9 protein-coding genes are annotated in these 18,277 nt (G+C 68.2%); 2 read left to right on the top strand and 7 right to left on the bottom strand.

The window, feature by feature from the left end; translation table 11 throughout:
• Nucleotides 1-2 precede the first annotated feature (2 nt).
• A complete protein-coding gene (locus BZF59_RS08575) occupies nt 3-1,808 on the top strand; it encodes a cytochrome c3 family protein (RefSeq protein WP_086607857.1) in 1,806 nt (601 codons plus the stop codon).
• Nucleotides 1,805-2,686, top strand: a complete 882-nt coding sequence (locus BZF59_RS08570) for a phosphodiesterase (RefSeq protein ID WP_086607856.1) — start codon at nt 1,805-1,807, stop codon at nt 2,684-2,686. The genes BZF59_RS08575 and BZF59_RS08570 overlap by 4 nt, the downstream gene beginning before the upstream one ends.
• A 177-nt stretch (nt 2,687-2,863) precedes the next feature.
• On the opposite strand, the gene BZF59_RS08565 is transcribed toward BZF59_RS08570, so the two are convergent.
• The 7 genes from BZF59_RS08565 to BZF59_RS08535 form a co-directional block, all read right to left on the bottom strand.
• On the bottom strand, nt 2,864-6,946 hold the full coding sequence (locus tag BZF59_RS08565) for a hypothetical protein (protein ID WP_086607855.1): 4,083 nt from the start codon (nt 6,944-6,946) through the stop codon (nt 2,864-2,866).
• A complete protein-coding gene (locus tag BZF59_RS08560; protein WP_086607854.1) occupies nt 6,946-8,808 on the bottom strand; it encodes a hypothetical protein in 1,863 nt (620 codons plus the stop codon). Before BZF59_RS08560 ends, BZF59_RS08565 begins: the two co-directional genes overlap by 1 nt.
• Nucleotides 8,809-10,767, bottom strand: coding sequence for a heme-binding protein (locus BZF59_RS08555; protein ID WP_086607853.1), 1,959 nt, complete (start codon nt 10,765-10,767; stop codon nt 8,809-8,811). It abuts the gene before it with no gap.
• A gap of 2 nt (nt 10,768-10,769) precedes the next feature.
• Nucleotides 10,770-12,155: a multiheme c-type cytochrome gene (locus BZF59_RS08550; protein WP_086607852.1), complete on the bottom strand. Its 1,386-nt coding sequence runs from the start codon at nt 12,153-12,155 to the stop codon at nt 10,770-10,772.
• 181 nt (nt 12,156-12,336) lie between these two features.
• Nucleotides 12,337-13,077, bottom strand: a complete 741-nt coding sequence (locus tag BZF59_RS08545) for a hypothetical protein (protein ID WP_143738130.1) — start codon at nt 13,075-13,077, stop codon at nt 12,337-12,339.
• On the bottom strand, nt 13,070-15,127 hold the full coding sequence (locus BZF59_RS08540; RefSeq protein WP_086608388.1) for an adenylate/guanylate cyclase domain-containing protein: 2,058 nt from the start codon (nt 15,125-15,127) through the stop codon (nt 13,070-13,072). The genes BZF59_RS08545 and BZF59_RS08540 overlap by 8 nt, the downstream gene beginning before the upstream one ends.
• A gap of 16 nt (nt 15,128-15,143) precedes the next feature.
• Nucleotides 15,144-18,191, bottom strand: coding sequence for a CHAT domain-containing protein (locus BZF59_RS08535; protein WP_086607850.1), 3,048 nt, complete (start codon nt 18,189-18,191; stop codon nt 15,144-15,146).
• Nucleotides 18,192-18,277: the final 86 nt, after the last annotated feature.

Genomic DNA, 18,277 nt, shown 5'->3' with positions numbered 1-18,277 from the left:
CGATGGCATTCCTGATCCGCACCATCGATTTCACCGCCACCGGGCGCGAGATCGTGCGCGACCGGGTGGCGGAGCAGGCCAGCCTCACCATCGGCCGTGCGGCGGAGAACGACATTCACCTGCCCGATCTCGCGGTCGAGCAGCGCCATGTGCGGATCGACACCCGCGCCGACGGCACGCTTTCGGTAGAGGCGCTCGGCACGCTCGGCTTCGGGCTCGACGGGCGGGTCGTCACCGAAGGCGTCATCGACCCGCGCACCGGAGGCGAGATCGCGCTGGGCGCAGCGCGTCTGGCGGTGGCGCGTGAGAGTGACGGCTCCACCAGCATCACGATCCGGCAAGTCGTCGCCGAGGAGGGCAAGACCGACGCGTTGCGCGGCTTCGCGCTCGCCAGCGTGCTGCCGTCGAAGCGGGCGATGAGCTGGGTCTTCTCCAGCGCGATCCTGCTGCTGCTGCTCGCCATCCCGGTGACGAGCCACCTGCTGCGCACCCCGGCCAAGCCTGACCCCACCGGCAAGACCCCCGGCACCGTGCTGCTCGACAGCGCGTGGTCGAGCGGGGAGCTTTCTTCGAAGCACCACACCCTCGCCGACAATTGCGAAAGCTGCCATGTCGCCGCCTTCGAAAGCGTGCAGGACGAGACCTGCGTCAGTTGCCACAAGGACATCGGCGAACACGCCGCGCGCCCGCGCCTCGCCAAGGGCAGCCCGCCGCTCTCCCCCGGCGATGCACTGCAATGGCGGATTGGCGAGAGCCTCGGCAAGGAAGGCCCGCTCGGATGCGTCGCCTGCCATTCCGAGCACGAGGGCCCGGTGCGCACGCAGGCGGGCAGCGAGGCCTTTTGCGGCGATTGTCACGAGAAGCTCGATACCCGCCTGACCGACACCGACCTCGCCAATGCGCATGATTTCGGCAAGGCCCACCCGCAACTGCGCCCGATCTATTACGCCAGCTTCGGCGCGGCGGGGCCCGTGCGCGCGGCCCCCGGTACCCGCCCGATCGAGCGCAGCGGCCTCAAGTTCCCGCACGATGTCCACATGAGCCGGACCGGCGGAGCGGCGCGCATGGCGGTCAGCCTCGGGCAATATGGCAAGCCCCTCGATTGCAAGGATTGCCACGTCCTCACCCCGGACCGCATGTCGTTCCGGGAGGTGAAGATGGAGGACGCGTGCGAGGGGTGCCACAGCCTCGTCTCGGGGCGCACAGCGGTGGGCGGCTTCAGCAAGCTGCGCCACGGCGATGTGAAGGATCTGGCCGAGGATCTGGCGCGGATCAGCAGCGGCCCGCGCCCCCGCGTGGCGGCCGGCCCTGCGCGCCAGCGGCCCGGCCAGATCGGCAGCGCCTCGCCCTATCGCGCGGACTTTGGCCGTCCGGTCCGCGCCTATATCGGGCTGTCGAACGCGCTCGGCCCCGGCGGGGTGTGCACCGAATGCCACCTGCCCACCCGCGGGCCGACGGGGCAGGCCGATCTCGTCCCCGTCAACCTGCCCGACCGCTTCCTCACCTCCAGCTTCTTCAACCATGAAGCGCACACAAAGCAGAAATGCAGCGATTGCCACGCCGCCGAGACCTCCAAGGCGGCGAGCGATCTGCTTATGCCCGATCTGAAGTCCTGCCGCACCTGCCACCTCGGCGCGAGCGCGGTGAAGACCGCGAAGATCGTGCCGAGCGACTGCGCGATGTGCCACGCCTATCACCTGCCCGCCGGACAGTGGTCCGCCAAGGGCGCACCGCCCCACTACAAGCCGCCCCCGCCTCCGCCGACGTCGGAGTCAGCCGCGGCCAAGCTCGCAAAGGCCAGACCATGAACGCAGTGTCTTCGGGCGGCGCGGTGCTGATCGCGCAGATGACCGACATTCACGTGGGCTTTGCCCCTGACGAGCAGCCCGAGGAGCTGAACCTCATCCGCTTCCGCGCCACGCTGGCCCGGCTGCTGGAGGGGCCCAATCGCCCGGACATGCTGGTGCTTTCTGGCGACATCACCGATCATGGCGATGCGGAAAGCTTCGCCAAGACCGCCGCGCTGCTGGCCGACTGCCCTTGCCCGATCCTGCCGCTGGTCGGCAATCACGACAGCCGCGCCGGGCTGCTGGGGGCCTTCCCGCAGGTCGTCCCGGCCGAGGGCGGCTTTCTGCACTATGTGGTCGAGGCACCGCTGGGCCTCAGGATCATCTGTCTCGACACGCTCGAGGATGGCCGCCACGGCGGGGCCTTCTGCGCAGCGCGCGCCGCGTGGCTGGCCGACCGACTGGCCGAGGCGCCGGACACGCCGACGCTGATCTTCATGCATCACCCCCCGGTGGTTGCCGGGATCGACTGGATGGATCCCGCCCCGGACGAGCCATGGATCGTCAGGCTGCGCGACGTGCTGGAGGGTCAGCATCAGGTTCAGGCGATCCATTGCGGGCACCTCCACCGTCCGATCACAACGCGCTTTGCCGGCATACCGCTCGGCGTCACCCCCTCGGTCGCGCCGCTGGTGGCGATGGATCTCAATCCGATCAACAAGGACGTGCCCGATAATCGCGCGCTCATCACCACCGAACAGCCGACCTATGCACTGCACCGCTGGGATGGGACGGCGCTGGTCTCGCACTACGAACGCGTCGGCGACTGGCAGGTGCTGGCGCACTTCCACGCCGGGCTGCAACAGATGATCAAGGGCATGTTTGCGGAAAGAGAGTAGGGGTTCCCCCCGCCCCCGTCATGCTGAACTTGTTTCAGCATCCATCGGGCCGAAAGCGCAGTGTTCGATCCGGTGGGTGGCGGTGCCTCCTAGGCTGCAACCCCGGTCCTCCACCGACGGCACCCAGCCCGCCACTGGATGGATGCTGAAACAAGTTCAGCATGACGGATTGGAGTTCTACTTCCGCGCCGCCCTTTGCCTTTGGGCCGGCGGAAGGCCCACCCAGCGCTGCATGTCGATCTCGTCGCTCACCTTCCACGGCACGCCCGAGCGGGTCATGAACAGGCGCTCCATCTCCGCCCGCGTAAAGGGCCGCGAGCCCAATCGCCCGAACACCGCCATCTGCCCCCCGGTCTCGTCCACCGCACGGTCGCGGTCGAGGCCTTTGCTGAGCGCAATGGCGGGCGACGGCGTCTTCGCCCAAGCGATCAGCTCGGGCACCGGCGCGGGGCTGAAGCCGTAGAAATTGCGCTGGCTGTCGGGACTGGTGAGTTGCAGCACCTTCATCCCATTGCGTCCGTCCGCGACATAGGCGAACAGCGAGGCATTGGTGGTGCCGACGATGACGTCCTCGGCATCGTTCAGCGCCCCGTCCAGCGTCACCTTCTGGAAGACGCGCGGGCTGCGCGGGTTCTTCACGTCGAGGATCACCAGACCCTCACCCTTGGCGGCGACATAGGCATAGGTCCGCGCGATATACATGCGCCGCGCGTCCGCGAGTGGCACGGTGCCTTCGGGCAATGCGACCGGATCGCGCAAGGCGGTGACGTCGAACAGCTTCACCCCTTCCGCATCCGTCACCCACAGATAGCGGAACTGCACCGCGCTCGCCCGCGCATCGCGCAGGGGCCGCACCGCCGCCAGCCTCGGCCGGTCGGGATCGGCGAGATCGACCACCACCAGCCCGCGTGCAGCGGTGATGTAGGCGACCTCGCCCGCCAGCACGATATGCCGCGCGCCGGTGAGCACGCCGTCCGGGTTCCACGCGGTCGAACCATCGGCGAAGACCTTGCGGGTCAGCTTGTTGTTGCGGAATTCCCCGTCCGCCAGCGTGTTGACGTTGACGAGGATCAGCCCCTCCTCGCTGTCGGTGACAACAGCGTAGTTGTAGATCGGCAGAAAGGCCTGCTCCTGATTGAGCTCGCGCATTTCGGGCGTCGAGCGGGTCGGCGCGATGGGCTGGTTGGTGGGCAGCGCCATGCAGGTCGCGTTGCTGGTCTTCACATTGGTGTCATGCCCCAGCGGGGAGAACGGGCCCTTGAGGATGCGTTCCGAGGTGCCCTTGTTGGCGATGCTGGCGACATCATAGGCGGTGAACCCACCCTTGCCTTCGGCCACGAACATATATTCGCCGCGCAGTTGCAGGCAGCCGACGCGATCCGAAGTGCCTTCGTGGACGTTGGCGAATTCTTCGAACGCCTTGGTCTCGCCCGAGAGGTTTTCGTCGAAGGTCTGGCCGCGCACCCAGTTCTTCAGCTCGCGGTCGTTCTGTTCGACATGGAGCTTCCAGTAGTCGGGATAGGCATAGCGCTGGAGGTAGGAGCCGATCACCGCCTGCGGCTCGTCATATTCGGTCACGCGAGTGGCCTGAAAGCCGCCTTCGAGGCCGGTCCATGCGTTGAGGCCGACGAAATTGACGTAATTGGTGCCGAGCAGCAGCAGCTGCGCCATGATCGCGTTGTTGTCGTCCTTGGCCGACAGGTGGCAATCGGTGCAGGTCTTGGTCTCGGTCAGCCGCACGGTATGGGGGAAATGCGGCGCGAAGGCCTGCGAGGAAAAGCCGATCGCGCTGATCGGCGGTTGCTGCACATAGATCCGCTCGCGGTTGATGTTGGTCGAGGACAGCACCAGCGCCGAGGACGACCTGACGGGCGCGATCTGGTTGCCCTTGGTGGTCTGGCTCTTGCCCAGCTGGAACATCTCGTCGCGCGCGACCTGCGGGTTGTAGGTGGCGAAATTGCGCGTCTCGTCGCCTTCGTAGCGGTGACTCTTGGTCTTCCAGTTGGCCTCGATCGGCAGGTGGCACCCGCCGCACGAGGTCGTCCATGACAGGTGGCAGGTGTGGCATGCCATTTCGGGATCGCGGTGCGCGCGATCGTCAGCGGCGATGCCGGTGCCGAATTCGAAACTGCCCGTTTCCGCGCCATAACGGCTCATCAGCTTGGCTCGCGCGGCCTTGGCGTTGAAGACGGGCGTGGCGGGGTCGACCGAATCCTTGACGAGGCTCATCTCCCATTCAAGGCTGGGATCGACGATTGAGCGCTGCACCAGCCTGCGCCGGCCGTCCGCGCCTTCCAGCCATTCGAAGCGGCGCTTGCCATCGGGGTTGCGCAGCAGGGCGAGATCATGGCCTTCGGGCGGAGCGGCGGGGCCGCTGGTACGCAGCGTGGGATAGGCATCGGGCGTGCCGTGGCAATCCTTGCAGGTGATCTCGATCGCGTTGGCGACCTCGCCATAGATGAGGCCGTTGCCGTGGCTGTCCTGCTCGAAATGGCAATCGGCGCACTGCATCCCTTTTTCGGCGTGGATGTCCATCAGGTGGACCGCCTTGCCGGGGTTGGTGCCGGGTTCGACGAACTTGCCCTCGCCCTCTTTGCGCCATTTCTCGGGATCGTCGGGGTCGACGACCTTGCCATCGGCATCGAGCAGATTGCCCTCGCGGTCGCGCTTGAAGATCGCGCGGAAGTTCCAGCCGTGGCCGTGATAGTCGGCGAACTGCGTGTCCTTGAGCTTGGGGTTGAGGTCATAGACGTTGCGCAGGAAATCGAGATCGGCCCACTTGCCCTTGGGCGCGGCGCCCTCCGGGTTGCGGTCGGTGACGGCGCGGACTTCCTCGGCGGTGGGGTATTTCTGCTTTTCGGGCCACATGAAGGGCGCGTCGCTTTCGTAGTCCCACATGGTGTAGCCGAGGAAGCTGTTCAGGAAGATGTTGGGCTGGTGCATGTGGCAGTTCATGCACTGCGCCGTAGGGATCGCGCGGGTGAAGACGTGGGTGAGCGGATGGCCCTTTTCCTTCACCTCGCCCGAGGCCGTGCGCAGTGCGCCGTCGTCGGAATGGTCCTCATGACCCGGCTGCTTGACCGCGCCGTGACCATGCGCCTTCTCCTCATGCTCGACCTTGCCCGCAATCGTCGGGTCGAGCGTCATCGTCTGCCCGTCGCGACCGAATTGCGCATAGGTCAGCGAATGGCGCGGCTCGCGATCATTGGCGTAGACCACGTGGCACGACGCGCAGCCCGAATGGCGGTAGTCGCCCGGCTGATCGTTCGTCCCCATGAACCAGGTGAAGGGATCGTTGAGGCGGGTCTTGTGGATGTTGAGCGCGGGGATCGCCACGCGCAGGCCTGTGCCGGGGCCGCGGTTGGACTGCTTCAGGTCGGGCCGCCCCGGCTCCTCCAGCCGCTGGATCGCGCCTGAGGGGTTGGGCAGGCCGATCTCGGGGAATTGCGAATTGATCGTGCGCCCGCCGCGCTCGAACACGCGGAACACGTCGCCCGGCGGGATCACGTGCCAGGTCGGCAGCGGATACATCTCGGCCAGCACCCCGCGCGCGACCTGATGGGGCGAGAGCGTTCCGCCCGGCCCCGCACCCGGCGAGGTCAGCTTGGCGGGCAGACCCTCGCGGGTATAGGCCTCGCCCAAGAGGTAATTCTTGTAGGGCAGGATGCCGTTATTGTAGCTCGCCCCGCCCCACAGCATCGCGCCGGTCGCCATGATCGAGCGTTCCGCCGCCTCGATCGCCTGAATGTGGCACGACCCGCAGGCCTCGCGCGCGACGCGGTAGTCGCTGGGGTTCACGAACTTCACGAACTCCGGCGATTCCTTGTTGAGCAGAGCGTAGGACCGCTTGGGGTTCGCCGAGGACGGGAAGTGCCAGCTGTTCGGATATTTCGGCAGCACATGCGCCGCATCGCGCGCGGCGACATAGTCGGGGTGGTCGTGCGGCAGCTCGGAATCCCCTCGCACCTTCGCGTTGCCGCCGTGGCAATCGGTGCAGCCCAGCCGCACCGCGGGCGTCAGGTGCATGGTCGGCGCGTCGGACTTGGTGTGGCAGGTGAGGCAGCCTTCCGACTTCGCATCCATCTCCGCCACAGACTGCCGCTGCGGCGCGGGCGGGGCGAAGACCGCGGAGTAGTCGCGCTTGACCGGCTTTTCCTTGTCAGCCGCCTGCGGCGTGCCTGCGAAGAGGCCGATCGCCAGCACCAACGCCGCGGCGAGCAGCGCGATGTGACGGGCGAAGGGGTGGGTCAGCGCGCGCATCAGTAGGTCAGCACCACATTGGCGAGGATCGAGACGAATTCCTGCCCGCCGCCGCGGGTCGCAAACAGGTCCTGAAATCCGTCGCCCGCCACCAGCGCTGCGGCGGAAAGGCGGAAGACGAGGTTCTGGTTCGCCTTGGGCCGCCAGATCGCCGCGGCGGAAAGGTCGAAGCCGATCTCGCGCGGGATCGAGCCTTCGTTGCGCAGCACCTGAAGCGTCGCGGTGTTCTCGAACCAAAGGTGGTTGGCATTGGCCGACAGGCGCAGCTGCGGCGTCAGGTCGAAATCCGCGCCCACCCCCACCAGCATCAGCCCCGGATTGTTGAAATTGCTCTGCCCCTGCTCCTTCGAGGAGCGCAGCGAATTGAGGATGCCGTTGCGCCCGTTCACCGCCACCGCGCGGCCGCCGCCCGCAAAGGGGATGGTCTGACGGATCCAGTAGGAGGTGTCCGCGCCCGCAAAGACCGGGTTTTCGAAGATCGCGTCGAACCCGCCTTCAGTGTCGTCATAGGGGTCGCTGTCCCCGCTGGCATAGGCGGCGGAAAGGCGGAAGCGCATCCAGTCGCGGTCGTAGCTCGCTTCCAGCGCGGCGAACTGCGCGTTGATGTTGGCCGGACGGTCGGTGAAGAAGCTGTTTCGGTCCTCGCCCAGCGCCCAATAGAACGAACCTGTCAGATTGACCCGCCCGACCCGCCCGTCGGCGTTGTAGCCCAGATAGACCACGTCATATTCGCGGCCCCTCAGCGTGCCGAGCAAGGCCGGGCGCACCGGGAAACCGTTGTCGTCGATCTCGATATCGTCGGCCTCGCGGTTCATGTTGTAGACCACGGTGAACTGGCTGGTGAGCGCCGGGATCAGGAAGTCCTGCCGATAGGCATTGGCAACAAAAACAAAGTCATCGCGCGGGCTCTTCACCACCGAGTTGAGGCCCGAATTGGTGTCCTTCTCCAGCCGCCAGAAGGCGCCGAGGTTGAACTGGAAGCGGTTGTTGTCGCGCGATCCGAACAGGCGGATGCCCAATTGCTGGTCGTTGAACAGGAAGCCGCGGAAGTCCGACTGGAACGGCTGGATGCCGACACGGATCGAGATGAAGTCGAAGCGGTCTGTGTCGAACTGGCTGAAGTGGTAATCTACGAAAGCTTCCTGCACGCCGAGGAAATGGTCGAGCCGCTCGCTGTCGCGCGAGGGCTCCACGAACAGCACCCGGCGCTCGGGCACGTCGACATAGTTGACGTTGTAGGCCAGCGTGACGCGGTATTCGATCGTGGGCGGCTTGAAGGTGGTCGAACCCTTCAGCAGAGCGAAACCGGCGATGAAGGTCTGGCTGAAAACCTGGCTGAAATCGTTCCCGAACACGTCGTTGCGGTCGGGATCTTCGGTGGTCTGCACGCCGACAGGTATCGGGAAGGTGCGCGGTTCGTAGACTGTGTCGCTGACGAGGTTGGCGACGAAGAACCAGTCGTCCCCCGTGATCGGCAGCCATGGCACCTTGGCGCGGTTGATCGGGCGGTCGCCCTTGTAGGTGTTCTGGTTATAGGGATCGAACAGGTTTTCCTTCACCAGACCGAGGCTCTCGATCAGCCGCCAGCGGTCGGGGATGGGGAGCTGATCGGTCGGGAAGGCTTCGGGCGGCGGCGCGCGCACAGCACCTTCGTTGCGCTGCTCGATCCGCTCGGGCAGCGGCGCGGTGTAGCCGGGGCGCTGGCGGCCTTCGATGATGGCGGGATCGACGGGGGGCGTGTCCTGCTCCCAATCCTGTGCGGGGGGCGGCGTTTCCTCACCCGGCGGCGGCGGGGGGGGCGGGGACACCTCATCGGGCGGAGCGCCCTGAAGCAGCAGCAGCACGGGGAGCAGCGGGCCCATCTACAGCCCCTCGCACACGTTTTGCGCCGCCGTGTCGAGGAACGGCGCGAAGGGGCAATTGACGTAGCGCAGCCGCACCTGCCGGCCCGCGACATCGACCACGATGCGGTCGGCACGGCGGTCTGCGGGCGCATTGCCCAGCCCGCCGCCCAGCCGGACGCCGGCATTGTGGAGGCCGAGGAAGCTGATCATGTCGTCCTGATCGATCCCGTCGCCCGACACGCCGATGCCGCCCACCAGCTGCCCGCCGCGATAGACCGGGACCGATCCCGGAAAGATCTGGATGCCGTTCGCCAGCCGGGGATTGCCGCCCCCCGCGCCCGGCAGGCTGGTGCAGGCGCGCGGGGTGTCCGCCGCGCTCTGCCCGGTGACGAAGGCGAGATGCTGGCCGAGATTGCCCAGCACCAGCGCCGATTGCAGCCCGGTCGAGAAGGGGTTGAACTGCGCGATCGGGCGCGACAGCGGGCCATTGGGGCGGCCCACCTCGCCATCGGGAAAATAGGGCCGCGACAGGTTGCCCCCCGCCCGGTCGGAAAAGGCGAAGGCCCCCGTCAGCGCATTGGGATCGCCGAGAAACGCGCGGGCGCGGGTGACGAATTCGGGCACTTCGCCGCCCGCTGCTGAAAGCTCGGCGGCAGCGAAAGGCGCGGAGAAGAAATTGGCGGTGCGCGCCTTCTGCAGGCTCACGTCGATTCCGAAGATCGGAGCATCGGGGGAGCGGACGAGGCCGAGCACGGCCCCCCGCGTATCGACGAGGCTGATCGTCACCTGCGCGCGGCTGTCCAATGGCTGGCGGATTTGCGCGCGCGCGCGGCTCATCACGGTAAAGGCTTCCTCGAGGATCGCGCGCGCCTCGGCCGCCGTCAGCGGGGCGGCGATGTCGCCCGCATCGGTGCCGCTGCGCACCGGGAAGCGGTTCGCGCCTGCCCCGTTCGACAGCACGAAGGCGTCGCGGTTGGCGAACTCCGCGGCGGTCGAGGCGCGGATGCCCGAGGCCTCGGTGCCATAGGCGCTCCCCGCCTGCGGCCCCGCGCCGCTGTAATAGCCGATCACCGGCACCAGCGCGCCTGCGGTGGCGGCGAAGCTTGCGCCGGGGGCGGCGGTGAGCTGATTATAGTCGATGTCGGTGTAGCGCAGGCTCGTGCCATCAGCGGTGATGCGGTTGGCGCGGATGCTGACCGGCGCTTCGAACCCCAGCGTCCCGGCGAGCGCGATGGCCTCATCCACGTCATTGTCGCGATCGAGCACATTGGTGTCGAGCCCGTAGACCCCGTCGGCGATCACCCCCACCCCGCCGACCACGACGCCGTTCTTGTAGAGCGGGAAACCCCCCGGGTCCGCCGCGAGGCCGAGCGGCGAGCGCTTCGGCCCGATCAGCCCGTCGCTCGCGCGGGCGGCGAGATCGGAACAGGGCAGCTGGCTGAACTGCACCCCGAACAGCGGGCCGCTTTCGAGCCCCGCGGTGGTCGGTGCGGGCGGGAAGTGCTCCTGTACGATCATGCTGGCGGTGCGGCTGGAGAAGGCATTGCCGCCGCTCGACAGATAGGCGCCCGTGATCGCCTTGGCGATGGCGGCCCCGGCGCTCGGCACATCGAGCCCCTGCACATCGCGCGCGGTGCCATCGGGTGCGGCGGGGATGCGGGCCAGCGGGGCAGCGCCGGGCATGGCGAAGACGGCGAGGATATTGCCGACCCGGTCAGTGACCGCGATCGTCGCCGCCGCCCCGCGCGCCCGCGCCTCGGCAGCAGCCTGCGCGACGACTGTGCCGACCTCGGCGGAAGACAGGCTCTCGGCGGCAGGGACGCTGAACACCTGTCCGGCAGGCGGCGGTGTGGGCGTCGGGGTTGGCCCACCGCCTCCGGTGCCGCCACCGGGACTGCCCGAGCCGCTCCCCCCACCCCCGCAGGAGGCGAGAACCAGCGCGCTCGCCGCAATCCAGAATGTTCCCCCCCGGCGCATCCCTATTGCAGCCTGCCGATCGCGCCCGCCGCCGATTTCAGCGCGGCGCGAAAAGCGGAAGGGCGGTAGGCATTGGGCTCCTCCACCGCCTTGTAGGCGCGGGCGATATCGCCCCTGATCCCGGCGGCGGCGCCCTGCGTCACCCGGCCTTCGCGCACCAGCGCATTGAGCAGCGTGTCGATCGCCATCACCGCCTGCACCGATCCGGCGTAGTCGGTGAAACGTGGGGCGGTCGCCTCGCCCGCGATGATCGCGATGACACGGAAGGCGTCGGCATTGCCATAGGCCCGGCCCGAAAGCGCTTCCGACAGCGCGCCCGCGCGGCCCGAAAGCGCCTGCGCGGCGGCGCGCGTCTGCTCCGGCCCGGCCCCCATCGCCTTGTGGAAATCGCGCGCGGCGGTGCGGAAGGCCTCGGCCTCGCCCGGCACCAGCGCGCCCGCCACGGCGGAGAGCATGATGATGTTCTCATCATTGAAGGGCGGGTTGCCGAAGGGGATCGGGCGGCCGGGGTTGGTCTCGAAAGTCAGCTTGCGCTGCGGCCCGTCGGTGATGGTGCGGTGGCACGAATGGCAATCGAGGAAGTAGAACTGCGGAAACGCGCCCTCATAGGCGAAGCGCGGCTGGGCGAAGAGGCTGGTCGAGCGGCGCACCGCCTCGGCCTGCCCCACCGCCCACAGCCGCACGCCATCGGGCACGCCTTTCCTCGCGGTGTAATCGCCATCGATCTGATGGTGCTGCTGCAATGCGCTGAACAGGTCGAGCTCGAAAGACACGCGCGGATGCCCCGCCGCCATCATTGCATGGGTGACGAACTGCCCCGGCTTGCTCGATCCGTAATGGCAATCCAGGCACACATTCGCCCGCGCGCGTGGATTGTCGAGCGGCGTCAGCCCCGCTGCGACGTTGGAGGCGTGAGTGGCAGGCAGCGCGTAATGTTCGGCAAGCCAGGTGCCGCCGCTCGCTCCGTGACAGCTTTCGCAGCCCACGCCGTCGGTCAGCGTAAACTTCGCCCCGCGCTGGCCCTGCGGCGCATTGGTCGCATGGCAGCCGAGGCAGGCGGGCGCGCTCTGCGCATTGCCGAGCCCGAGGCTCGCCGCGATCTGCTGGCCGCGCCGCCCGCCGAGCACGGCATAGGCGCGGGAATGGGCACCGGAGGGCGAGGACGGCTCCTGCCAGGTGGCGATTTCGTCCTGCCGCACCACCGCGCCATTGCCCTCAGCCCGGCCATGGCAGGTCGAACCCGCGCAGCTCGCCACGCCTTCATAGGTTCCGTTTCCGATCGCGGTCGAGACGGGGTAGAGCGCGGCCAGCGCCAGCACGGCGGCGACGCGAAGCGCCACGGGTCGCAGTGCCCGCTGTGCGATGGCCTCCACCCAATGTCCCGTCATCCCATCCCCCCCGAGATGTGCGCTGCCGATACCGGACCGGCAGCCCATGCTAGCACCGCGCCCCCGCGCGATGCTTGTAACGCTGCGTCAGCCTGCCTGCAGCGTGGGGCCGAGTCCTCCCGTTGGCCAGCCCCGCACCTCTTGTCCCAATTGTCGCGGCGGGATGCAACCGCCAATCACGTCAATCGCCGCCCGCCTCGGCCGAGGCTTCGAGGCTGGAGGCGAGCGCTTCGAGCTGGACGGTGCAGCCCTTGGCGATCAGCGCCTCGGCAAGGGCATCGGGCGCGGCGTAATCCTCGCCCAGCGATACGAAGGTGACTTCGGCGGTCACGGTGCCATCGGGGGCGGAGATCATGTAGTGCCCGCCTTCGGTGATCGGCAGGCGCGCCGGGTCGATGGTGGCGACATTGTAGATGTCGTCGAAGGTCACTTCGGACTGGCTCGCGCCCTCATGATCGGCGATCCGGTAGGTGCTGATGCCCAGCGTGCCGGGCCGCCACAGGCGCACCGTGGCGAGGTCATAGAGGCAGATCGTGCCCGAGCGGGTGACGTCGGTGTACCACAGGCTGGGGTTAGTGACGGTCGCATCGTTCTCGCCGCGCACGGCCCCGGTGCGCACGCGGGTGGCGGCGCGCTTGCGGGTGAGGGAGGCGAAGCGGTCGGCGGCGACCTGCGGGCGGTCGCCCACGCGGAAGGTGCCTGCGCCCTTGATGACGCGGGTGCCCTCTGCCGTCAGCACGGTCACCACGTCCCCGCCCTTGAGCGTGATCGTGGCATTGTCATCAAGCTTGGTGCCGACCGGGAATTTGCTCGAGGAAGGCCCGGTGGACTTCACCACCACCCCCGCCATGGCCGCTACCGGCAGCGCCAGCGCCGCCGCCGTGATCGCAAACCGTGCCAGCCGCTTCGTCGTCTTAGCCAAGAACATAGGTTCCTCCGTCGTCCAATTGCTGCATTCGCTGTACCAGATTGCCGAGCGCCGAATCATCGGGATGGCGCCCGGCCACGCCTTTCACTAGCCGCATTGCCGCAGCACGGTCGGTGACGGACAACACACTCGCCTCGCCCAGTGCGGCGCGGTCTTCGGCGGGGAAATCGGGCGCAGGCTCGAACAGCTCGACCGGCCGCGCCCGCCCGCGCAGTCGCACCCGCCCCATCGCCCGCCACCAGTCCAGCCCCGAAGCCTCGGCGAATTCGCGGCTCGCCATCACGCTCGAATCCAAAGCCTTGTTCGCCGCCTCGAGCCGCGCGGCGGTGTTCATCGAGTCGCCCAGCGCGGTGTACTGGATGCGGTTCGCCCCGCCGAAATTGCCGATCACCGCTTCGCCATAATGCAGGCCCACGCGGGTCTTGCCGATCGGCGGGAGGCCCGGGTCCATCGCCGCCACCTCGCGGCGGAAAGCCTCGCCCGCCTGCCACATCGCATAGCCCGCCCGCGCGGCGCGCGCGCCATCGTCGGGCCGGCTGATCGGCGCGCCCCAGAAGGCCACCACCGCATCGCCGACGAACTTGTCGATCACGCCGCCATGGTCGAGCACCACCTGACTGAGCGTATCGAGGTAGCGGTTCAGAATCTTCGCCACCATCTCCGGCGGGATCGCGTGGCTCATCTTGGTGAAGCCCTCAAGATCGCTGAACAGCACGAAGATCGCGCGCTTTTCCCCGCCCAGCGACAGCAGCTCGGGCTTGTCGATGATCGCCTGGGCGATGTCGCGCGGGATGTATTTGCCCAGCGCCCCGGTGGCGAAATTGCGCTGCACCGCGCCCGATGCGCGCGCTGTGGTGGTGACGGCGGCGAAGACGATCACCCACCCGATGAACCAGCCGAACGGGGGCAATCCGTAGGTGTCGACATTGCGAAGCTGCAACAGCAGTGGAAAGCCCTGAAAGATCACCAGCTGCGCGATGCCCAGCAGCGCCAGCCGCCGCGCGGGCCATTCGAGCAGCGCGGTCAGAATCGCGGCGAGGATCGCCAGCACCGCCATCGCCCACAGCACCCAGCCCGGAATCGGCCTGAGCACGCGGTTGTCGAGCATCTGAGCGATGATCTCGGCATGGACCGAGATTCCGGCGGGCACTTCACCGTTGATCGAGGTGAAAGTCGTCTCGACCCGGTCATAGTCGACGATATCGCCGCCGATCAGGATATATTTGCCCGCAAATTGCTCCGTGAGGAAGGGCAGGATTTCCGGATCGGGGTCGACGAAAAGGTCGATCTGGGCGGGCGGGAACAACACCTGATCCTGGAACTTGGGCCGCCGGTAGTCGATCGCGCCCTCGTAGCCGGCAAAGGTGGTGGCGGGCTCCCCCGCCTCGGCGAGCATCACCCGGCCGAGGAGCGGCGGGATGCCGGGGCGGATGTCGGGCCACACCCGGGTCGCGCCGAAGGTGTTGTCGAGCCGGATGCTCGCCGGCTGCGCCTTGCTGCCCTCCAGCCGCGCCAGGAACTGTTCGAGATACTGCTGCTGTTCGTATTCGATGTCGTCGGGATTGGTCGCGGTGGCGGCATAGGCGACCGCGACGGGCGTTTTCATGCCCCGCAGCGCGGCGATCAGTTCGTCATCCTCGTCCTGCGGCTGATCGAACAGGATGTCGATCCCGATCGCCTTGGGCTCCATCGCGTCGAGCGTGCGCAGCGCTTCGGCCAGCAAGCCCCGGTCGAGCGGCGAGCGTTTGCGCGCCTTGATCAGCGTCTGGTCGGTATAGACCACCAGCACCACCCGCTGATCTTCCTCGACCAGATCGGCGGCGTAATAGGCCCTGAGGTCGTAGAAGGCGCGCTCGGCCTCGCTGGTGAGCGGGGTCGCCACCGTTCCGCCGGGCAGTACCCAGCTGTAGCGCGCGATGAACAGCGCCACGCAAACGAGCATGACGGTAAGGCCCAGCTGGACCGTGCCTGCCTCGCGCAGGTTGCGCCAACTACGCGCCGCCCAGCTAAGGCGCGATTTTGTGCGGGCAGGGGGATCAGTCATTGTGCAGGGAAGCGCTTCAGCGCGCCAGCTTGGCCGCACCGTCGCCCACCACCGCAAAGGCCGACCAGTAGAACGGGTGCGAGGTCTGGGCGTCATCCATCAAGGCTGTTTGCGAGGCGCGCAGGGCCTCCGCTGTGCTGCGCCCGTCGGCAGCAAACAGGCCCGAGACCAGTCGCCCGGTCGCGTCGAAATCATCGGGCACCGGCCAGTGGCTCGCCAGCACCGTTCGCCCGCCCGCCCCCACGAAGGCGCGCACCAGCCCGTCGAGCGCGAATTCGCCGCCGCTGGTCACCCCCGCCTCGCGGGTCGCCCCCACGGTGGCGGTGCCGGCGGTATCGCAGGCCGAAAGGATCACGAGATCGGCATCGATCCTGAGGTCGAAGATCTCGGCAAAGCTGAGCAGGCCGTCGGAACCCGCGCTCGCATCGAAGCTGGTCAGCAGCGCCGGGCGCGGCGGGCATTCGGGCTGCGGCGCTGTCACCAGACCATGGGTGGCAAAGTGCAGGATGCGATATTCGGCGAGGTCGGGCAGCGCCTCCACCGCGCTGTCGGTGAAATCCGCGCCGGTCAGCACGCGGGCCGTGCCTGGGAAGCGCGCGGCGGCTTCGCGCAGTTCGTCGGCCTTGACCGGGTTGGCCCAGATATTGGGCGACCAGACGCATTTCTCGCCCGCCTCAAGCGCCGCACGGGTGCGCGCCGCGCCTGGCGAAGCGGTGCCGATCGGGGCGTTCTCGCCAAGGCCGAGATAGGCGCGCTTGCCGTCAGATGGCCGCGCGGCGCGCACGTCGCGGAAAGCGGCGGCGGCGACCGCGGTGCTGACCTCGGTCTCGCGTCCGAGCCAGCGGGTGCCGCGGAAATCATATTCGTCAGCGCCCTTGGCCTTCATCCGTTCGTTGTAAGCGGCAACGCTGGCATCGTCGGTCACCAAGAGGTTGATCGGCAGCTTCAGCAGCGCGCCATCGGGCTCGAACACGATATGGCGCGCCTTGGGCAGGGTCTCCGCGACCGGGGTGAACAGGCGGACATAAAGCTCGCGCGCAGCGGCGATGTCGAAGGGATAGGTCAGCACCTGCCCGCCTTCGACCACCGCGATGCTGTCGCGGATCTGGGTGACCAGCGCATCGAGTTGCTGCGGCGTCGCATCGGCGCGCCACACCTGCGCAGCATCGCGGGTGGCGTGGACGACATAGGCCTCGCGCTCCAGCGTCACCAGCTTCACATAGGCCTCGCCCGGCATCAGGATCGCCTGCAATTCGGGCAGCGCAATCCCCTCGCCGCTGACCGCGCGGTAGCGGGGATAGGCGGCAAGGCGCGTCAACACCTCGGCCTGCTGCTGCTGCAATTGCTCCAGCCGGGTGCGCCGCTCGGCGATCAGGGTGGCCTGACGGCTGTCAGCTTCGGGCAGGCTCTCGAGTTCGAGCAGCGAGAGCCGCAACTGTTCGACCCCGCGCCCGAGATTGGTGGCAGTGCGGAACAGTTGTGCGGCTTCGTCGGTGCCTTCGGAAAGCTCCCGCGCAAGCGCCGCCTGCGTCTGGGCAAGGCCGGGGCGCTGGAGCAGCTGGCTGGCGGCGAAGACATCGGCGGCGGCAGCGGCATCGCCAGTGCCAGTCGGTGTCAGCAGCGCGAAATAGGGCGTCATGACGCCGCGTAGCGAGGGAAGCGCCCGGCCCTTGGCCTCGCTCACCACGCCGCGATAAAGCGCCAGCGCCTCGTCCCGCCGTCCGGCGCGGGCGTAGAAGCCGGCCAGCTGCGCCTGCGCAGAGCCGAACGCCGGGGTGCCGGGATAGGTCGCTGCAAGCAGCGCGATGGCCGACTGATGCAGCCCCTCGGCCTCGCCGAGAGCGCCGGCGCGCTCGGCCACCTCGGCGAGTTCGCCCAGCACCTGCGCGCGCAGCCACGCGACCGAGACCACGCGCCCGCCGCGCACTTCGCCGAAAGCGGCTTCGGCGGCGCGCAGGAAGCCCTCGGCCTCGGCGGCGCGGCCCGCCTGCCGCAGCGCCGTCGCCTTGACATAGGCGTGCTGCCCATCGAGCAGCCGCGCGCGTTCGAGCGGGGTGAGGCTGAGCGAATATTCGCCGGTGATCCGCCCGCTCTCGCTCGCCAGCTGTCCGGCCAGCGCGGGGCCGATCGCGAGATTGCGCAGCGCATCGCCATCGGCAAATTCGCTCGCCAGCGGGGTGTCGAGCAGCGCCAGCGCGCGGCCCGGCTGGCGCTGGTTGAGCGCGTCGAGGCCTTCGTAATTGCGCTGGAGCCGGGCGAGCAGCGGGCTCGATCCGGCCAGCGGGCGGCTCAGCGCAAACAACCGCCGTGCCTCGGCGAAATTGCCGAGATTGGATTGCTGGAGCGCTTCGTTGAGCTGCGCTTCGGCTGCGCCCGTCCCGGCGAGCGCGGCGGCGGAGGCGGCGAAGAATTCCGACGCCTCGGCAAAATTGCCCGCGTTCGAGCGGCGATAGGCCTCGGCCAGCGCCTGATCGGCGGCGATCGCCTCGGCCTGCTGGCGCGCAAAGGCGAGCGCATCTGTGGTGCTGGTAAGCGGGATTTCGACCGTGCCGGGTACGACCTCGTCGCTGGCGAGCGAGGCGATCCCCAGTTCCAGCGCCTTGGCATAGGCAGTGAGGCCCGATGCGGCATAGGTGCGGTTGCCGCGCGAGGCGACCAGCAGATCGGTGCGCAGCACGCTCCCTGCGCGGGCGCAATTGCGCCGGTCGATGGTGGTCAGCCCCGGCAGCGATGCCGGCGGAGCGGTTTGGCGGCATTCGGCCCCGGCACCGACGAAACGTTCGGGCATGGCCTCGCCGCCTGAGTCCCTCGTCACCCACAGCGTGCCGACGGGCGCTGCGGAATCGCGGCAGATCACCGCATAACGCCGGTCGAACAGCCCCGCCCCCGGTTCGGGCGGGAGGATCTGTGCCTCGCACAACCCGTTGGATCCGATCGGGAACGAGTCCCTGAGGCTGAGGCTGACGGTGCTTTCGGCGCTGCCCGCCAGACTCGGTGCGGCAAGGCCGAGCGTGGCGAGGCCAAGCAGCGCGGCGACGGCAGTGAGAGCACGGTGGTGCATCATGTCACTTCCCTCCCCCTGTCGGCGGTGTGGTCAGGCCCAGCACCGACGCATCGCTGCCGCTCGTGACCGGATCGTCGAGCAGCGGG

Source organism: Erythrobacter donghaensis (assembly GCF_002155425.1).
Lineage (GTDB): Bacteria > Pseudomonadota > Alphaproteobacteria > Sphingomonadales > Sphingomonadaceae > Erythrobacter > Erythrobacter donghaensis.
This window is presented reverse-complemented; position numbering and strand designations above follow the sequence as displayed.

Excerpts from the sequence above, each read along its gene's own strand:
- BZF59_RS08575 (WP_086607857.1), top strand. The coding sequence starts at position 3 with ATGGCATTCCTGATCCGCACCATCGATTTCACCGCCACCGGGCGCGAG.
- BZF59_RS08570 (WP_086607856.1), top strand. The coding sequence starts at position 1,805 with ATGAACGCAGTGTCTTCGGGCGGCGCGGTGCTGATCGCGCAGATGACC.
- BZF59_RS08565 (WP_086607855.1), bottom strand. The coding sequence starts at position 6,946 with ATGCGCGCGCTGACCCACCCCTTCGCCCGTCACATCGCGCTGCTCGCC.
- BZF59_RS08560 (WP_086607854.1), bottom strand. The coding sequence starts at position 8,808 with ATGGGCCCGCTGCTCCCCGTGCTGCTGCTGCTTCAGGGCGCTCCGCCC.
- BZF59_RS08555 (WP_086607853.1), bottom strand. The coding sequence starts at position 10,767 with ATGCGCCGGGGGGGAACATTCTGGATTGCGGCGAGCGCGCTGGTTCTC.
- BZF59_RS08550 (WP_086607852.1), bottom strand. The coding sequence starts at position 12,155 with ATGACGGGACATTGGGTGGAGGCCATCGCACAGCGGGCACTGCGACCC.
- BZF59_RS08540 (WP_086608388.1), bottom strand. The coding sequence starts at position 15,127 with ATGACTGATCCCCCTGCCCGCACAAAATCGCGCCTTAGCTGGGCGGCG.
- BZF59_RS08535 (WP_086607850.1), bottom strand. The coding sequence starts at position 18,191 with ATGATGCACCACCGTGCTCTCACTGCCGTCGCCGCGCTGCTTGGCCTC.